This window comes from Klenkia soli (genome assembly GCF_900103975.1).
Lineage (GTDB): Bacteria > Actinomycetota > Actinomycetes > Mycobacteriales > Geodermatophilaceae > Klenkia > Klenkia soli.
Map to the genome: position 1 here is coordinate 25,374 of NZ_FNIR01000004.1, position 17,020 is coordinate 42,393.

The 17,020-nt window shown below is 74.7% G+C and carries 18 protein-coding genes; 15 read left to right on the forward strand and 3 right to left on the reverse strand.

Features of this window, described 5'->3' with window-relative positions:
* Positions 1-188 precede the first annotated feature (188 nt).
* Complete coding sequence (locus BLS67_RS06910) at positions 189-527, forward strand: WhiB family transcriptional regulator (RefSeq protein WP_091242111.1); 339 nt, start codon at positions 189-191, stop codon at positions 525-527.
* 84 nt (positions 528-611) lie between these two features.
* A complete protein-coding gene (locus tag BLS67_RS06915) occupies positions 612-1,445 on the forward strand; it encodes a GNAT family N-acetyltransferase (RefSeq protein ID WP_091242115.1) in 834 nt (277 codons plus the stop codon).
* On the opposite strand, the gene BLS67_RS06920 is transcribed toward BLS67_RS06915, so the two are convergent.
* Positions 1,430-2,338 carry a hypothetical protein gene (locus BLS67_RS06920; RefSeq protein ID WP_131801690.1) on the reverse strand — a complete coding sequence of 303 codons (909 nt, stop codon included), beginning with the start codon at positions 2,336-2,338 and terminating at the stop codon, positions 1,430-1,432. The two genes, BLS67_RS06915 and BLS67_RS06920, sit on opposite strands and share 16 nt — an antisense overlap.
* A 12-nt stretch (positions 2,339-2,350) precedes the next feature.
* Positions 2,351-2,806, reverse strand: a complete 456-nt coding sequence (locus tag BLS67_RS06925) for a metallopeptidase family protein (protein WP_091242123.1) — start codon at positions 2,804-2,806, stop codon at positions 2,351-2,353.
* A 125-nt stretch (positions 2,807-2,931) separates the two neighbouring features.
* Between BLS67_RS06925 and BLS67_RS06930 the strand changes: the two genes are divergently transcribed.
* From BLS67_RS06930 to hpf, 12 genes are all read left to right on the forward strand, one after another.
* The gene (locus BLS67_RS06930) at positions 2,932-3,282 is read left to right on the forward strand and encodes a DUF3499 domain-containing protein (RefSeq protein WP_091242127.1); all 351 of its coding nucleotides are present in this window, start codon (positions 2,932-2,934) and stop codon (positions 3,280-3,282) included.
* Between the two features lie 26 nt (positions 3,283-3,308).
* Complete coding sequence (locus BLS67_RS06935) at positions 3,309-4,688, forward strand: phosphomannomutase/phosphoglucomutase (RefSeq protein WP_091242131.1); 1,380 nt, start codon at positions 3,309-3,311, stop codon at positions 4,686-4,688.
* Positions 4,685-4,909, forward strand: a complete 225-nt coding sequence (locus BLS67_RS06940) for a Trm112 family protein (RefSeq protein ID WP_091242134.1) — start codon at positions 4,685-4,687, stop codon at positions 4,907-4,909. Before BLS67_RS06935 ends, BLS67_RS06940 begins: the two co-directional genes overlap by 4 nt.
* Entirely contained in the window at positions 4,906-6,039 is a 1,134-nt protein-coding gene (locus BLS67_RS06945; protein WP_091242138.1) for an SIS domain-containing protein, read from the forward strand. The genes BLS67_RS06940 and BLS67_RS06945 overlap by 4 nt, the downstream gene beginning before the upstream one ends.
* A 20-nt stretch (positions 6,040-6,059) precedes the next feature.
* Positions 6,060-7,076, forward strand: coding sequence for a cation diffusion facilitator family transporter (locus tag BLS67_RS06950; RefSeq protein ID WP_091242141.1), 1,017 nt, complete (start codon positions 6,060-6,062; stop codon positions 7,074-7,076).
* A 26-nt stretch (positions 7,077-7,102) separates the two neighbouring features.
* The gene (gene manA, locus BLS67_RS06955; RefSeq protein WP_091243004.1) at positions 7,103-8,284 is read left to right on the forward strand and encodes a mannose-6-phosphate isomerase, class I; all 1,182 of its coding nucleotides are present in this window, start codon (positions 7,103-7,105) and stop codon (positions 8,282-8,284) included.
* Between the two features lie 180 nt (positions 8,285-8,464).
* The gene (ahcY, locus tag BLS67_RS06960) at positions 8,465-9,952 is read left to right on the forward strand and encodes an adenosylhomocysteinase (protein WP_091242144.1); all 1,488 of its coding nucleotides are present in this window, start codon (positions 8,465-8,467) and stop codon (positions 9,950-9,952) included.
* 130 nt (positions 9,953-10,082) lie between these two features.
* On the forward strand, positions 10,083-10,790 hold the full coding sequence (gene mtrA, locus BLS67_RS06965; protein WP_278247117.1) for an MtrAB system response regulator MtrA: 708 nt from the start codon (positions 10,083-10,085) through the stop codon (positions 10,788-10,790).
* A gap of 7 nt (positions 10,791-10,797) precedes the next feature.
* Positions 10,798-12,390 (forward strand): MtrAB system histidine kinase MtrB, encoded by a 1,593-nt coding sequence (gene mtrB / locus BLS67_RS06970; protein WP_242653874.1) that lies wholly within the window; start codon positions 10,798-10,800, stop codon positions 12,388-12,390.
* Positions 12,387-14,093 (forward strand): LpqB family beta-propeller domain-containing protein, encoded by a 1,707-nt coding sequence (locus BLS67_RS06975; protein WP_091242148.1) that lies wholly within the window; start codon positions 12,387-12,389, stop codon positions 14,091-14,093. Before mtrB ends, BLS67_RS06975 begins: the two co-directional genes overlap by 4 nt.
* A 176-nt stretch (positions 14,094-14,269) precedes the next feature.
* A complete protein-coding gene (locus tag BLS67_RS06980) occupies positions 14,270-15,010 on the forward strand; it encodes a ComF family protein (RefSeq protein ID WP_091242151.1) in 741 nt (246 codons plus the stop codon).
* 87 nt (positions 15,011-15,097) lie between these two features.
* Entirely contained in the window at positions 15,098-15,766 is a 669-nt protein-coding gene (gene hpf, locus BLS67_RS06985; protein ID WP_091242154.1) for a ribosome hibernation-promoting factor, HPF/YfiA family, read from the forward strand.
* A gap of 75 nt (positions 15,767-15,841) precedes the next feature.
* Here hpf and BLS67_RS06990 read toward each other — a convergent pair whose 3' ends face one another.
* Complete coding sequence (locus BLS67_RS06990) at positions 15,842-16,234, reverse strand: PPOX class F420-dependent oxidoreductase (protein ID WP_091242160.1); 393 nt, start codon at positions 16,232-16,234, stop codon at positions 15,842-15,844.
* A gap of 73 nt (positions 16,235-16,307) precedes the next feature.
* Between BLS67_RS06990 and BLS67_RS06995 the strand changes: the two genes are divergently transcribed.
* The gene (locus BLS67_RS06995; protein WP_091242164.1) at positions 16,308-17,009 is read left to right on the forward strand and encodes an SDR family NAD(P)-dependent oxidoreductase; all 702 of its coding nucleotides are present in this window, start codon (positions 16,308-16,310) and stop codon (positions 17,007-17,009) included.
* Positions 17,010-17,020 lie beyond the last annotated feature (11 nt).

Sequence of the window (17,020 nt, forward strand, 5' to 3'; positions counted from 1 at the left end):
TCCGGCTTTCGTGACGCTGTCGAGACCCTGCGTGACACCTGTGACTTCTGGGGCTGGGCGCTACCGCAACTCAACTTGACCCCACCCCAATGACACGCGTGTAATTCCCTCGATGTCACCGAGTGCGGCGCATCGGGAGTGGCCCGATGATCACGCACTGTGACGAAGGCGAGAGGGGACGCATCGTCATGGCCGAGGTGTCGTGGTTGAGCGAGTACAAGCAGCAGCAGCAGGCGGCGGAGACCGGCTACGCGGCCGGTCCGACCGGGTTCCAGGCGGTCAACTGGTCGGCCGGGCTGGACGAGGACGACCAGGGCTGGCAGGAGCGCGCCCTGTGCGCCGAGACCGACCCCGAGGCGTTCTTCCCCGAGAAGGGTGGCTCGACCCGCGAGGCGAAGAAGATCTGCACCGGGTGCGACGTCAAGATGGAGTGCCTGGAGTACGCCCTCGGCAACGACGAGCGGTTCGGGATCTGGGGCGGGCTCTCCGAGCGCGAGCGTCGTCGGCTGCGTCGCCGCGCCGTCTGAAGAAGGACCCCCTCGCCCCCCAGTGCTCGCGAGCTCGCACCGGGCCCCTGCGAGGGGGCCGTTCCAGCACGTCACCATGGGGTCGTGCTCACCCGGGTCGTCGAGGGTCCCCGCCGCGTGGTGCGGGAGATCCGCGCCGCAGCTCCGCTCCTGAGGGAGCTCGCAGCACCCACCACCGTCCGCGGGCCGTGGCTGGCCGCCGCACTGCACGCGGCGCCGGCCCCCGTCCCCCGGGTGCGCCACCGGGCGGTGGTCGTCGAGGCGCACCGGCAGGGCAGACCAGCAGGTCTGGCCCTGCTGTCGTCCCGGGTCGAGGTCCGGCGCGGCCGACCGGTCACGGTGTTCCGGCTGCTGGGTGACCCGGGGCCGGCCGGCCCCCCGGGTGTCGCCCCCCGCCGGTTGCCGGTGGCCGACCCCGACGTGGCGGTCCACCTCGCGGACGGTGTCGCCGACCTGCTGGCCACCACGCGCGGGCGGTGGCAGCTCCACCTGACCGGTCTGCCGCTGGGTGACCCGGTGCTGGCCGCCCTCGGCGCCCGGCTCGGCACCGGCGCCGTCTTCCAGACCTCCCGCAGCCGGTCCCTGGTGGACTCCCTGGACACCGTCGGGCCGGTGCTCAGGTCGACCCGCCCGGCCGACCTGGAGCGGTGGCTGCCGACCTTCCTGGACCACCGGCCCGCCGGTGCCCGGCGGGCCGACCTCCGGGCGCTCGCCCGGGTGCACGCCGCGGCCGGGTCGCTGGAGCACGCCGTCGTCCTCGACGGGGGCCGGCCGCGCGCCGGGCTGCTGACCGTGCTCGACGGTGCCTCCCGTCGGCCCTGGTGGGGCTTCGGCCAGCCCGGGGGAGCGGCCACGGCCCCGGGGCAGCCCTGGGTCGCGCTCGCGGCGTCCGGGCGCGGCCGTCAGTCGTCGAGCTGACCGGGGGGCACCACGGTGGCCTCGCCGCTGCCGAGCCCGAGGGTGCCGGACGCGCCGTCCGCCGTCCGCGTGATCCCGATCTCGACGGGGTAGCTGCGCCCGGTGTAGGCCTCGGGCGACCCGTTGGGGCGGGTGTAGGTGGCGAAGGTGCCGACGAGCTCGACCCCGTCCGCCGTGCGGGTCACCTGCAGGTCCGGTGAGCCGAGGTCCGCGTACTCGGTGAGCGAGCGGCGGCAGTCGGCGGTGGCCGGGTCGGCGGGTGGGGTGTCGGCCAGGCAGTTCCAGACGGCCAGCTCGAGGTGGGCGACCGCCTGCGTGCCGTCGGAGCTCACGGTCAGCTGCGGGTAGGCGACCGTCACGCCCACGGCCCGGGGTTCCAGGACGACGCCGGTCCAGGTCAGCGCCGCGGTGAACCCGTCGCCGCCGGGGGACAGCTCGACACCTGCGAGGTCGCCGGCGGCGGCCGCGGTCAGCGGGGCGGCCGGGCTGGTCGACGCGGCCGGCCTGGACGACGTGGACGACGTGGCCGACGCGGACGTGCGGTCCGCGGTGGTGTCCGTCCCGCCGCCCTGGGCGTGGTCGGTGCCCTGCCCGGCGACGACGGCCACCGTGGTCGCGGCCCCCACGAGGACGACGGCCGCAGCGGCGGCGGCGACCCAGCGGCGGCGACGCGGGTCGGTCGGGGCGGAGTCGGGGTCGCCCGCCGGGGCCTCGCGCTGTTCGACGGGCGGGGGGGCCGCGGTCAGCGCGGCGGGGGAACCGGGTGGGCTGTCGTAGAAGCCGGGGAGGTCGTCGACCGCCTCGACCGCCTCGACCGGGCCGGCCGGCGGCGCCGTACCCGGGTCGGTTGCACCTCGTCGTCGTCCCCGCATCCCCCGACCCCCGTCCTCCACCCGGCCAGCATGTCAGCCGGTCGGGTCGATCTCCTCCGGGTCGCGGCCCAGCAGGACCGCCACCTGGTCCACCACCACGTCGCGCACCAGGTCGGCGAGGTCGACGGAGTCGTGCGCCCGGATCTCCAGCGGGCGGCGGTAGACCACGATGCGCGGTGGGTGCTCGACCCCGCCCTCGCGGCGCCCGGGCAGCACCCGGGCCAGCGGCACGCTGCCGTCGTCGAGCACGTCGGCGTCCAGGACGACGTCGTCGGGGCTGCTGTGGTCCACCCACGGCACGTCCTCGACCGCGAACTCCACCCCGGCCAGCTCGCGCTCCCACCGCCGCTCGATGTCCTCGACCGCGTCGAGGACCAGGTCGTCGAACTGCTCGGCCCGGCTGCGGGACAGCGGCACGCCCGGGGGGACCAGCCGACCGCGCAGGCCACGACCGTGCCGGTCGCGGCGGCGGGCAGGGGTGCGGTCCATGGCGGGGCGAGCCTACGACGGCCCCGCCGGGTGCCCGACCCGGCAGGCGTTCGGGTGCCGCACCGGAGTGCCTGCTGACGAAGTGCCGTCGGCGTGGTTATGGTGCCAGCCGTGAGGATCCGGTGGTGAGGCAGTCGCGGCGCTGCTCGCGCAGTGGGTGCGCGCAGCCGGCTGCGGCCACCCTGACCTACGTCTACGCAGAGTCCACGGCCGTCGTCGGTCCGCTGGCGACCTACTCCGAGCCGCACAGCTACGACCTGTGCGAGTTCCACGCCGAGCGGCTGACCGTGCCGCGGGGCTGGGAGGTCGTGCGGCACGAGGTCGACACCGACGACGCCGGCCCCACCGGTGACGACCTGCTGGCGCTGGCCGACGCGGTGCGCGAGGCGGCCCGCCCCGAGCCCGAGCGCGACCCCGCCGACGACGGTTCGGGCACGCGCCGCGGGCACCTGCGGGTCCTGCCGAACCTGCCCTGACGGAGCCGCTGGCTAGGCTCCTCGCCATGCCTGACCTGTCGTCGCTGATCAAGGCCTACGACGTCCGCGGCGTGGTGCCCGACCAGTGGGACGAGGACGTCGCCCGCGTCATCGGCGCCGCGTTCGCGGAGTTCGTGCACGCCGAGAGCGGGGCGACCGCGGTGGTCACCGCCCACGACATGCGCGAGACGTCGGTGCCGCTGTCCCGGGCCTTCGCCGAGGGCGTGCTCAGCCGCGGGCTGGACGTCGTCGAGGCCGGTCTGGGCTCGACCGACATGCTCTACTTCGCCGCCGGCAGCCTCGACCTGCCCGGCGCGATGTTCACCGCCAGCCACAACCCAGCGCAGTACAACGGCATCAAGATGTGCCGCGCGGGCGCGGCGCCGATCGGCCAGGACTCCGGGCTGGTGCAGATCCGCACCTGGGCCGAGCAGCAGCTCGACGGCGTCGCCGTCTTCGACCGCGAGGTCACCGCACCCGGCACGGCCAGCAGCCGCGACGTCCTCGCCGAGTACTCCGACCACCTGCGCGGACTGGTCGACCTCGCCGGTGTCCGCCCCCTCAAGGTCGTGGTCGACGCCGGCAACGGCATGGGCGGGCACACCGTCCCGGTCGTCCTCTCGGGGCTGCCGCTGGAGGTCGTGCCGATGTACTTCGAGCTCGACGGCTCCTTCCCCAACCACGAGGCCAACCCGCTGGACCCGGCCAACCTGGTCGACCTGCAGGCCGCCGTCCCCGCGCACGGGGCCGACATCGGGCTGGCCTTCGACGGCGACGCCGACCGGGTGTTCGTGGTCGACGAGCGCGGCGAGCCGGTCACGCCGTCGGCGGTCACCGCGCTGGTGGCGGTCCGCGAGCTGGCGCGCGGGGTGGGGACGACGATCATCCACAACCTGATCACCTCGTCCGCGGTGCCCGAGATCGTCCGGGAGCACGGCGGCGAGCCGGTGCGCACCCGGGTCGGGCACAGCTTCATCAAGGCCGAGATGGCCCGCACCGACGCCGTCTTCGGCGGTGAGCACTCGGCGCACTACTACTTCCGCGACTTCTGGCGGGCCGACACCGGCATGCTGGCCGCCATGCACGTGCTGGCGGCGCTGGGGGAGCAGCCCCGCCCGCTGTCCGAGCTGACCGCCGCCTACAGCCGCTACGCCGCGTCCGGCGAGATCAACTCGACGGTCGCGGACGCCGCCGGGCGGGTGGCCGCGGTCCGCCAGGCCTACGCCGCCGACGACCGCGTGACCTTCGACGAGCTGGACGGGCTCACCGTGGGGCTGCCCGACGGTGCCTGGTTCAACCTGCGGGCCAGCAACACCGAACCGCTGCTGCGGCTCAACGTCGAGGCAGCCGACGAGGCCCGCATGACCGAGATCCGCGACCACGTCCTGGAGTTGGTGCGCTCATGACCACGACCCACCCCGACACGCTCGGCATCGACCCGTCGCTGCTGGAGATCCTGGCCTGCCCGGACACCCACCACAGCCCGCTGACCCTCGACGTCCCGGCGGCCGAGCTGCTGTGCACCACCTGCGACCGGGCCTTCCCGGTCCGCGACGGCATCCCGGTGCTGCTGCTCGACGAGGCCCGGCACCGCGGTGACCGGGAGCAGGGCGGGGCAACCGCATGACGTCGCCGGAGCTGGCCGAGGAGGTCCTGGACGACCCGCAGCTGCTGCGGGCCCGCGACCCCCGCGGCCTGCTCCCGGCCGTCGCCGGCGCCGGGGCGCAGGTCCGGGAGACCGCCGCGCTGACGGCCGAGGCCGGTCTGGGCCGGGTCACCGACGCCGGACGTCCCCGCGGCCTGGTGGTCGTCGGCCGCCGCGAGGGCGCCGTGGCCGCCGCCGTGCTGCGCGCCCTGCTGGGCCCGGCCAGCCCGGTGACGGTCGACCTGGTGCCCGGCCCGCAGCTGCCGGTCTGGATGGGGGCCTCCGACGTCGCGGTGGTGGCCACCCGCACGGGCGCGGGGCACTACGCCGTGGCCCCGGCCTACGAGGCGGCCCGCCGGGGCGTCGCCGTGGTCGGCATCGGCGCCGAGGGGGCTCCGCTGCACGCGGCCTGCGCGAGCAGCCGGTCGCCCTACGTGCCGCTCCCGCCGACCCGGGTGCAGCACACCACGCTGTGGTCGCTGCTGACCCCCATGCTCCGGCTGGCGACCGACCTGGGCCTGCTGTCCGCCGAGGTGGCCGACACCGGTGCCGTGGCCGATGCCCTGGACACCGTCGCGGCCGACTGCGGCCCCGTCGTCCCGACGTACGCGAACCCCGCCAAGGTCCTCGCGCTCGAGCTGCTCGAGGCGCTGCCGGTGATCGCCGCCGAGGGGCCCCTCGCCGCGGCCGCCGCCGGTCGCGTCGCCGACCAGCTGGCCACGCTCGCCGGGCTCCCCGTGACGTCCTTCCGGCTCCCCGACCAGCGGGTCGCCGCCACCGCCGTGCTGGGTGGCCCGCTGGCCCCCGGGGAGGCCGACGACTTCTTCCGCGACCGCACGGACGACGAGGGCCGGCGGCTGCGGCTGATCACGGTCCGCGACGGCGGTTCCGGGGGCGACGGGCCCGGGGAACGCGATCCGCGGTCGGCGTCGGAGGCGCTGCGCGAGGTGCTGCGCACCGCGACCGAGCGCAACGTCCCGGTCAGCGGGTTGGCCGAGCAGGGCGACACCGAGGGTGCCCCCCGGTTGGCCCGGGTGGCCCGTCAGCTGGCCGCGGCCGACTTCACGGCGGTGTACCTGGCGCTGGCCCTCGACGCCGAGCGGGCTCGCTGAGCGGGGGGCACACTCCTCCCGTGACGCAACCGGCCGAGGCCACCCCGACCCAGGCCGACGAGGGCCACGGCGGCAGCCCGAAGGCCATCCTCGCGGCGCTGGCGGCCAACCTGGGCATCGCGGTCGCCAAGTTCGTCGCCTTCCTCGTCACCGGCGCCTCGTCGATGCTGGCCGAGGCGATCCACTCGGTGGCCGACTCCGGCAACCAGGTGCTGCTGCTCATCGGCGGCCGCACCTCGCGGCGTCGTCCCACGGCCCAGCACCAGTTCGGCTTCGGCCGCGACCGGTACGTGTACGGCTTCCTCGTCGCGATGGTGCTGTTCAGCGTCGGCGGGGTCTTCGCCGTCTACGAGGGCGTGCACAAGATCGTCTCGCCCGAGGAGCTGACCAGCCCGGTCTGGGCCTTCGGCGTCCTGGGTGTGGCGATCGTGCTGGAGTCCTTCTCGCTGCGCACCGCCATGAAGGAGACCGACGCCGTCCGCAAGCCGGGGGAGAGCTACTGGGCCTTCATCCGGCACGCCCGCGCCCCCGAGCTGCCGGTGGTGCTGCTCGAGGACACCGCCGCGCTCACCGGCCTGGTCCTGGCCCTCGCCGGCGTCGGGCTGACCGCCGCCACCGGCAGCGGGGTCTACGACGGGTTGGGCACGGTGGCCATCGGCGTCCTGCTGATCGCCGTCGCGTCCGTGCTGGCCGTCGAGACCAAGAGCCTGCTGCTCGGCGAGGCCGCCACCCCGGACATGCAGGGCGACATCCGGGCCGCCCTCGAGGGCGGTGAGCACGTCGAGTCGGTGATCCACCTGCGCACCCAGCACCTGGCGCCCGAGGAGCTGCTGGTGGCGGCCAAGATCGCGGTGCGGCACGACGACACCGCCGAGGCCGTCGCCCGGGCGATCGACGAGGCCGAGGCCCGGATCCGGTCGGCCGTGCCGATCGCCACGGTCATCTACCTGGAGCCCGACATCCGCCGCACCGGAGCGGCGGCCACCCCCGCGTCGTCCTCAAGTTCCGGTACGGGGTTGCCGACGCCCGAAGGGTGACCCTCGCCCCGGTAGCCTCGCGCACGATGTGGCAGCTGACGAACTCGATCCGGCACTACCCGTGGGGCAGCCACACGGTCATCCCGGAGCTGATCGGCGAGGCGACCCCGGCTGCCCAGCCGCACGCCGAGCTCTGGATGGGCGCGCACCCCGACGCCCCCAGCGTGCTCGCCGACGGCCGCGGTCTCGACGCGGCCATCACCGCCGAGCCGGCACGCCTGCTGGGCGAGGCCGTGCGGTTGCGGTTCGGTGACCGGTTGCCGTTCCTGATGAAGGTGCTGGCCGCCGACCGCCCGCTGTCCCTGCAGGCGCACCCCAGCACCACCCAGGCCGAGGTCGGGTTCGCCGCCGAGGAGGCCGCCGGCGTCCCGCACGACGACCCCACGCGCTCGTTCAAGGACCCGTTCCACAAGCCCGAGATCCTGCTGGCCACGACGCCGGTCGAGGCGCTGTGCGGGTTCCGGCCGGTCGAGGAGTCGCTGCACTGCCTGGCCAAGCTGCAGCTGCCCGAGCTCAAGCCCACCATCGCGTCGCTGGCGCGGGGTGGCCTGCAGGTCGCCATCCCCCAGTTGCTGGCCCTGTCGACCCGGCGCCGGCAGTCCCTGGTGACCGCCGTGGCCGAGAAGGCGGCCACGTTCGTGGCCGCGCACGACCCCGAGTTCATCAACACCTACCGCTGGGCCGCCTCCCTGGCCGAGACCTACCCCGGGGACATCGGGGTGGTCATCTCGCTGCTGTGCAACCACCTCAAGCTCGCCCCGGGCGAGGCGGTCTTCCTGCCTGCGGGCAACCTGCACGCCTACCTCTGCGGCGCCGGCATCGAGGTCATGGCGAGCTCGGACAACGTGCTCCGGGGTGGTCTCACCGCCAAGCACGTGGACCTCGCCGCGCTGGTCGAGGTGCTGGACTTCACCGACGGGCGCGTCCCGGTCATCCACCCCGTGCTCGGGCCCGGCGGGCTGCGCTACCCGGTCCCGGTGGAGGACTTCGACCTCACCCGGTGCGAGCTCGGCGAGTACCCCGGCAGCCTGCGCACCTCGGGTCCGCAGGTGCTGCTGTGCACCGAGGGCACCGCGGTGCTGACCACCGACGACGGCGACCTGGTCCTGCGGCGCGGTGAGTCGGCGTTCGTCCCCGCGGGCGCACCGCTCGACGCCCAGGGCCCCGCCGTCCTCTACCGGGCCACGACGGGTCTGCGCGCGGTCTGACGAAGGACCCGGCTGCCCCCCACGACACGCTCCGCGCGCTGCGGGCCCCTGCAGCCGCGCCGTTCCAGCAGGTACCGTGGGGGACGGCACGAGCCCCGCCGAAGCCTCGGCATGCTCGCTCACGAACAGGACCGACGCAGCCGCAGCCCCTCTGGCGCGGCCGGGACACTCTGGAGCGACATGACCGCCAGCACTGGCGCACGCGTACTGACCGACGGCGACTTCAAGGTCGCCGACCTCTCCCTCGCCGGCTTCGGCCGCAAGGAGATCTCCCTCGCCGAGCACGAGATGCCCGGCCTCATGGCGCTGCGCGCCGAGTACGGCGAGGAGCAGCCGCTGGCCGGCGCCCGGATCGCCGGCTCGCTGCACATGACCGTGCAGACCGCCGTCCTCATCGAGACCCTGACCGCGCTGGGCGCCGACGTCCGCTGGGTCTCCTGCAACATCTTCTCCACCCAGGACCACGCCGCCGCGGCCATCGCCGTCGGTCCCGAGGGCACCGTCGACGCGCCGTCCGGCACCCCCGTGTTCGCCTGGAAGGGCGAGTCGCTGGAGGAGTACTGGTGGTGCACCCAGCGCCTGTTCGAGTTCCGCGACGAGGCCGGCACGGTCGTCGGCCCGAACATGATCCTGGACGACGGCGGCGACGCGACCATGCTGGTCCACCTCGGCACCCGGTTCGCCGCCGACGGCGCGGTGCCCGACACCACCGACGCCGACAGCGAGGAGTTCTCGGTCGTGCTGCAGGTGCTGCGCGACACCCTGGCCCAGGACCAGCAGTACTGGACCCGGATCGGCGAGGCCGTCAAGGGCGTCACCGAGGAGACCACGACCGGTGTCCTGCGCCTGTACGAGCTCGCCCGCGACGGCCGCCTGCTGTTCCCGGCGATCAACGTCAACGACTCGGTCACCAAGAGCAAGTTCGACAACCTCTACGGCTGCCGGCACTCCCTCATCGACGGCATCAACCGGGCCACCGACGTGATGATCGGCGGCAAGGTCGCCGTCGTCTGCGGCTTCGGCGACGTCGGCAAGGGCTGCGCCGAGGCCCTCCGCGGCCAGGGCGCCCGGGTCATCGTCACCGAGATCGACCCCATCTGCGCGCTGCAGGCCGCCATGGAGGGCTTCCAGGTCACCACCCTGGACGACGTGATCGGCATCGCCGACATCGTCATCACCACGACCGGCAACAAGGACATCATCTCGGCCGAGCAGCTGGCCGCCACCAAGCACCAGGCGATCATCGGCAACATCGGGCACTTCGACAACGAGATCGACATGGCCGGCCTGACCCGCACCCCGGGCGTCGTGAAGACGACGATCAAGCCCCAGGTCGACGAGTGGCGCTTCGCCGACGGCCACACGATCATCGTGCTCTCCGAGGGCCGGCTGCTGAACCTGGGCAACGCCACCGGGCACCCCAGCTTCGTGATGAGCAACTCCTTCACCAACCAGGTGCTCGCCCAGATCGAGCTGTGGGGCAACCGCGCCGCCTACGAGGGCCAGACCCCCGGCGTCACCGTGCTGCCCAAGCACCTGGACGAGAAGGTCGCCCGCCTCCACCTCGACGCCCTCGGCGTCAAGCTCACCGAGCTGACCAAGGTGCAGGCCGACTACCTCGGCGTCCCGGTCGAGGGCCCGTACAAGAGCGACCACTACCGCTACTGAGGAAGCCCGGCCCCCGGTGATCAGGTGACCTGATCACCGGGGTGCCGCCCTGACCAATGGTGGTGAGGACGGCACACCCTTGGTGAGGGTGGCGGGGCCGGAACGTCGCGACCTCGCGCACAATGGGGGTGTGCCGTCCTCCGCTGCGTTGCCCAGTCCCACCCGCGGCCGGGTGCTGGTCGTCGACGACGACGCCGCGCTGGCCGAGATGCTCGGCATCGTGCTGCGGCGCGAGGGCTACGAGCCCGCGTTCGTCTCCGACGGCGCCCGGGCGGTCGCCACCTTCCAGCAGGTCCGCCCCGACCTGGTGCTGCTGGACCTCATGCTGCCCGGCCGCAACGGCCTGCAGATCTGCGCCGACATCCGCACGCAGTCCAGCGTCCCGATCATCATGCTGACCGCCAAGGGCGACACGATCGACGTCGTCCAGGGTCTCGAGGCCGGCGCCGACGACTACGTCACCAAGCCGTTCAAGCCCGTCGAGCTGGTGGCCCGGGTGCGCTCGCAGCTGCGTCGCGGCGAGACCGGCCAGGCCGAGACGCTGACGATCGGCGACCTGGCCATCGACGTCCCGGCCCACCAGGTCAGCCGCGCCGGCGCGCCGATCGCGCTGACCCCGCTGGAGTTCGACCTGCTGGTGGCGCTGGCCCGCAAGCCGCGCCAGGTCTTCACCCGCGAGCTGCTGCTCGAGCAGGTGTGGGGCTACCGGCACGCCGCGGACACCCGGCTGGTCAACGTGCACGTGCAGCGGCTGCGGGCCAAGGTCGAGCGCGACCCCGAACGCCCCGAGGTCGTGCTGACCGTGCGCGGGGTGGGCTACAAGGCCGGCCCCGCATGACCCGTCGGTGACGACCGTCCGGGCGCGCCTGCGTGGCTGGGCGTCGGCGGGTTGGCACGCCTGGCGGTCCTCGCTCCAGCTGCGCATCGGGGCGATCACGATGCTGGTGGCCGGGGTGGTCGTCGTGGTGGTCAGCGTCGTGCTGTTCCAGCAGATCAGCACGCAGCTGCTCACCGTCAAGCGCGCCGCCGCGATCGACCAGGCGCAGGCCGGGGTCGCCTACGCGCAGTCGCAGGTCTCGGGCATCGTCACCGGCGACGCCGCCAGCGTGCGCTCGACCCTGGCCCGCACCGTGCGCGAGCTGCAGAGCCGCAACGGCGAGGCCGGCAACTTCGACACCGCCCTGGTCTACCGCACCGGTGACATCGCCCGCCCGGTGGCCAGCCGGCAGTACCTCTACCCGGACCTCCCCGCCGAGCTCACCGCCGCCGTCGACGACGGCACCCAGGTCTGGCAGTACGCGCTGGTCGACGACGAGTCCCTGCGGGCGGTGCCGACGCTGCTGATCGGTGCCCCCGTGCCGATCGACGGCCAGAGCGGCGAGCAGGTCGACCTCTACTACGCCTTCCCGCTGGACCAGGAGCAGCAGACGCTCTCCCTGGTCCGCAGCACCGTGGCCATCAGCGGCATCGCGCTGACCCTCTTCGTGGTGGGCATCGGCGTGCTGGTCACGCGGTTGGTGGTCGACCCGGTCCGGCGTGCGGCCAGCAGCGCCCAGCGGCTGGCCGCCGGCCAGCTCGAGGAGCGCCTGGTGGTCAACGGCGAGGACGACCTCGCCCGGCTCGCCACCAGCTTCAACGCCATGGCCGACAGCCTGCAGAAGCAGATCACCCAGCTCGAGGGCCTGTCGCAGCTGCAGCAGCGGTTCACCTCCGACGTCTCCCACGAGCTGCGCACCCCGCTGACGACCGTGCAGATGGCCGCGGAGGTGCTGCACGAGTCGCGGGCCGACTTCGACCCGCACGTGGCCCGGTCGGCGGAGCTGCTCTACGCCGAGGTCAACCGGTTCGAGCTGATGCTGTCGGACCTGCTCGAGATCAGCCGCTACGACGCCGGCGCCGCGCAGCTGGAGGCCGAGCCCACGGCCCTGGCCCCGTTGCTGGGTCGGGTGGTCGAGGACATGTCCTCCCTGGCCGACCGGTTGGGCTGCCGGTTGGAGGTGCGCACCCCGGACCGGCCGGTCATCGCCGAGATCGACGCCCGGCGCGTGCTGCGGGTGCTGCGCAACCTGGTCGGCAACGCCGTCGAGCACGGCGCGGGCCGGCCCGTCGAGCTCACCCTCGCGGCCAACCGCACGGCGGCCGCGGTCACCGTCCGGGACCACGGCATCGGTCTGGACTCCGAGGAGGCCCAGCACGTGTTCGACCGGTTCTGGCGGGCCGACCCTGCCCGGGTGCGGACCGTCGGCGGCTCCGGTCTGGGGCTGTCGATCAGCCTGGAGGACGCCCGGCTGCACGGGGGCTGGCTGCAGGTGTGGGGCCAGCCCGACCAGGGCGCCCAGTTCCGGCTGACCCTGCCGCTGACCGCCGGGGCCGAGCTGACCGGCTCCCCGCTGCCGCTGCGCCCGGTGGTCGTCCGGCGCCCGCGGAGCCCGCGGTGAGGGCCCGCGCGGGGCTCGTCGGGCTCGCCGTCCTGCTGGGCGGGTGCGGCACGGTGCCCACCAGCTCGGACCCGGTGCCGATCACCCAGGTCGCCGACCCGCCCGAGGACGTCGGCATCGAGGCGCTGCCCCCGGTCGCCGGCGCCAGCCCCGAGGAGGTGGTGCGCGGCTTCGTCGACGCGATGGCCAGCACCACCCGCAACCACCCGGTCGCGCGGCAGTTCCTCACCTCCGACGCCGCCGACAGCTGGCGCGACACCGACGGCATCACCGTGATCAGCGCCGACTACGCCCCGGTGGCCTCGGACGACGGGACGGTGGCCGTCACCGCCGGACTGGTCGGCAGGGTCGACGAGCAGGGCTCGTTCACCACCGGTGACGGGCAGTCGTTCGACCAGACGTTCCGCCTCGTGCAGGAGGACGGCGAGTGGCGCATCACCGACCCGACCGACGGCCTGCTGCAGCTGGAACCCGACTTCGCCCGCACCTACGACGAGGTCAACGCCTACTTCCTGGACCCGACCGCCACCCGGGTCGTCCCCGACCCCCGGTTCCTGGTCTCGGGGGAGTCCCAGGCGACCGCCCTGGTCGACCGGCTGCTGACCGGTCCGTCCCCGACCCTGTCGGCCGGGGTCACCAACCCGCTGGCCGGGGTCGAGCTGCGCAGCAACGTCCGGATCGACCAGCAGGTGGCCACCGTCGACCTCACCGGGCTGCCCGCCGGCACCTCGGACGCGCTCAACGTGCTCTGCGCCCAGCTGGTCTGGTCGCTGGACCAGCTCGACGACGTCCGCGCCGTCCGGGTCTCGGTCGACGGGGCCCCGGTCGACGTGCCGGGGGTGCCCGACGTGCAGACCGTGGACGACTGGGCCTCCTTCGACCCCGACGCGGTCCCCGCGGTGTCGGTCGGCCACTACGTCGCCGGCGGCGCGCTGCGCACCGTCACGGCGGGGGACGCGGCCCCGGGCCCGGCGGGCACGGGCCAGTACGGGCTGTCCGCCGCCGCGGTCACCGCCGACGCGCGCACCAACCAGCTCGGGACCACCGTCGCGGTCGCCGCCGCCGGGGGCACGGCCACCCTGCTGGTCGGGCCCTACGGCGATGCGCTCGCCCCCGTGCTGACGGCGGGCACCTTCACCGACCCCACGACGGCGGCCACCCGCCCCGAGGTCTGGACGGTCCGCGACGGCGGTGAGGTGATCCGCGTCCCGGCGACCGGGTCGCCCCAGTCGGTGAGCGCCCCGGCGCTGCCCGAGCTGGGCACCGTGCGGGTGTTCCAGCTCTCGCCGGACGGCGTGCGTGCCGCCGTGGTGGTCGACGGGCCCGACGGCGGGGAGCTGCTGGTGGGCACCGTGGCGCGCAGTGACGACCAGGTGACCCTCGGCGACCTGCGCGCGGTGGCGCCGGACCTGTCCCAGGTCGTGGACGTCGGCTGGCGCACCGCGTCGGAGCTGGTGGTGCTCGCCGGTGCGCAGGACGAGGACGGCACCGCGCCGTGGTCGGTCGGGGTCGATGGCTGGGACCTGACGGCGCTGAGCCGGTCCGGCTTGCCGGGCCAGCCCACGGCGGTGGCCGCCGCGCCGAGCCGCACGCCCCTGGTGGTGGCGGCCGGGACGCTGTGGCAGCTCGTGTCGGGGACCTGGTCGACCCTGGTGCGCGGGCAGGAACCGCTGCCGGGCGGGGCACCCTTCTACCCGCTCTAGGAGGACCTGGTTCCCCCCACGACTCGCTGCGCTCGCCCCGGGCCCCTGAACCAGGCCGACGGCGCAGCGTTGCACGTCGACGTCCTGCGCGGGCGCCGTCGTCCACAGCGCGGGGGTCCGTGCACAGGCCGGACGGCGGCAGGTCGTGGTGCCCGCGGCCGGGGGAGGCTGCACCGGTGCTGCGCCGGGTGGTCGAACCGCTGGTCGACCTGGTGCTGCCCCGGGTCTGCGCCGGCTGCGGCCGGCCGGGCTGCCAGCTGTGCCCGGGCTGCGCCGCGCTGCTCTCCCGGCCCCGGCTGGCCACCCCCCGCCGGCACCCCGACGGGTTCCCGCCGACGGTCGCGGCCGGTGCGTACGCCGGCCCCGTGCGGCCGGTGGTCAACGCCTTCAAGGAACGCGGCCGGGCCGAGCTCGCGGCGCCGCTGGGCGCGGCCCTCGCCCTGGCCGTGGTGGTCGTCCGCGCGGCTGCCGGCGACCACGGTCCGGTGGTGCTGGTGCCGTTGCCCAGCAGCCGGGCCGCCCTCCGCGAGCGGGGCCGGGACCACGTCGGCGAGCTGACCTCCGCAGCGCTGCGCGAGCTGCGGCGGGCCGGGGTGCCCGCGACCACCGAGCGCCTGCTGGGCCGACGCGGCCGGGTCCGGGACTCCGCCGGGCTGGACGCCCGGCAGCGCCGGGCGAACCTGGCCGGCACGTTCGTGCTGCGCGCGCCGGTGCGGCCCGGTCGCGGCCTGGTGGTGCTGGTCGACGACGTGGTCAGCAGCGGCGCGTCGATGACCGAGGCCGCCGCCGTCCTCCTGCCGTCGGCGGGTCGCCACGACACGCCGGTCGTCGCCGCGGTCGTCGCCGCGACCCCGCGCGGCCGGTCACGACCCGTGGTCGAGCCGGGACCTGGGGTGTTCACGGTGCGTCACCCCTGAGGAGGGTGGGAAACCGTGGTCCCCACTGTCGGACCGGGCGGTCCAGGGCTAGCGTCGGGTCGATCACACCCGAGTTCGGGAGGTCACATGGAGATCGTGGTCCGAGGTCGCAACGTCGAGGTGCCCGAGCACTTCCGGCAGCACGTCGAGGACAAGGTCGGCCAGCTGGAGCGGTTCGACGCCAAGATCGAACGCTTCGACGTGGAGCTGCTCCACGAGAAGAACCCACGCCAGTCCGCGAACTGCCAGCGCGTGGAGATCACCCTGCGGGGCAAGGGCCCCGTCGTGCGGGCCGAGGCCTGCGCGGAGCACTTCCAGTCCGCGCTGGACGCCGCGGTCGGCAAGCTGGAGAACCGGCTGCGGCGCGCGGCCGACCGCCGCCGGGTCCACCACGGCCGACGCACCCCGGCCAGCGTGCGGCTCGACGGCTCGGCCGCCCTGGCCGACGCCGCCTCCGCGGTCGAGCGGGACGCGGCACTCGCCGAGGGCGAGCACCGCACCGACCTGCCCGAGCACCTGCCCGGACAGGTGGTCCGGGAGAAGCAGCACCCGGCGACACCCATGACGGTGGACCAGGCCCTGCACGAGATGGAGCTGGTCGGGCACGACTTCTTCCTCTTCGCCTGCGCGAAGACCGGCCAGCCGACGGTCGTCTACCGCCGGCACGCCTACGACTACGGCCTGATCCGGTTGTCCGGCGAGCCCGTCGTCGACGTCGCCCCGGGCGCCGCGGACCGGGAACCCGCCCGCGTCTGAACCAGGACCCCCTCGGTCCCCGCACGGGGCCGACACCGCCGGGCCGTCCCGCACCGGGGCGGCCCGGCGGCGCGTTCAGACGTTGCCGAGGACCCGGTCCACGGTGATCTCGAGGACGACCCGGGCCGGGTTGACCCGCGGCTGCCGGTAGCGCGCCGCGTAGCGCTGCACGGCGTCGGCCACCGATGCCGGGTCCTCGCGCAGCGTCGCGGCCCCCTCCAGCGTCGTCCAGCGCCGACCGTCCACCTGGCAGACCGCCACCCGCGCGGTGCCGCCCCCGTCCCGCACGTGCCCGGCCTTGACCGACGTGCCGGAGGTGATCACCCGCGCCGTGCGCGTGTCGAGGTCGAAGGTGACCCCGACGGGGACCACGTGCGGCGTGCCGTCGGCCCGCAGGGTGGTCAGCGTCGCCAGGTGCCGCTCGGTGAAGAAGGCGCGCAGATCGTCGGACAGCTCGTCGCGGGTCACCCGCGCAGCGTACGGCTCACCTAGGGCGCCGTTCTGACCAGCGCAAGTGCCGGTGTCGGGGGAGGATCGGCCCGTGGAGCTCCAGGGTGCACGGGTGTGGGTGGTCGGCGCGACCGGGGTGCTGGGTGGTGCGCTGGCTCGGGGGCTGGCCGCCGCCGGCGCCCGGCTGGCGCTCGCCGGACGGGACCCGGAACGGCTGGCGGTGCTGGCCGCCGACCTGGGCGGTGTGCCCGCCCAGGGGGTGGACGTCGTCGACGTCGAGTCCGGCCGCGCAGCAGCCGCGGCAGCCGCGGAGGGCCTGGGTGGCCTGGACGCCGTCGTGGTGGCGACCGGGCTGGTGGCCTTCGGTCCGGCGGCCGACGCCGATGACGCCGTCGTGGAGGAGCTCTTCGCGGTGAACACGCTGGGCCCGATGAGCCTGGTGCGGGCCGCCCTCCCGTCCCTCGCCGACGGCGGGGCCGTCGTCCTGCTGTCCGCGGTCGTGGCCGATGCGCCCACCCTGCACATGGCCGAGTACTCGGCGTCCAAGGCGGCGCTGTCGGCGTGGGCATCCGTGCTGCGCCGCGAGCTGCGCCCCCGCGGTCTCGCCGTCCTGGACGTGAAGCCACCGCACGTGGACACCGGCCTGGTCGACCGGGCGCTCGCCGGCACCCCGCCGCGGCTCCCGGCCGGCTTCGACCTGGCGGCCGTCGTCGACACCGTGCTCGAGGGCATGCGCACGGGGGCGAAGGAGGTCGTCCTGGACCCGCGGGCCGGGACGCTCGTCCTGCGCTGAGCTGCCGCACA

Excerpts from the sequence above, each read along its gene's own strand:
- BLS67_RS06935 (WP_091242131.1), top strand. The coding sequence starts at position 3,309 with ATGCCTGACCTGTCGTCGCTGATCAAGGCCTACGACGTCCGCGGCGTG.
- BLS67_RS06945 (WP_091242138.1), top strand. The coding sequence starts at position 4,906 with ATGACGTCGCCGGAGCTGGCCGAGGAGGTCCTGGACGACCCGCAGCTG.
- BLS67_RS06910 (WP_091242111.1), top strand. The coding sequence starts at position 189 with ATGGCCGAGGTGTCGTGGTTGAGCGAGTACAAGCAGCAGCAGCAGGCG.
- BLS67_RS06940 (WP_091242134.1), top strand. The coding sequence starts at position 4,685 with ATGACCACGACCCACCCCGACACGCTCGGCATCGACCCGTCGCTGCTG.
- ahcY (WP_091242144.1), top strand. The coding sequence starts at position 8,465 with ATGACCGCCAGCACTGGCGCACGCGTACTGACCGACGGCGACTTCAAG.
- manA (WP_091243004.1), top strand. The coding sequence starts at position 7,103 with ATGTGGCAGCTGACGAACTCGATCCGGCACTACCCGTGGGGCAGCCAC.
- BLS67_RS06925 (WP_091242123.1), bottom strand. The coding sequence starts at position 2,806 with ATGGACCGCACCCCTGCCCGCCGCCGCGACCGGCACGGTCGTGGCCTG.
- hpf (WP_091242154.1), top strand. The coding sequence starts at position 15,098 with ATGGAGATCGTGGTCCGAGGTCGCAACGTCGAGGTGCCCGAGCACTTC.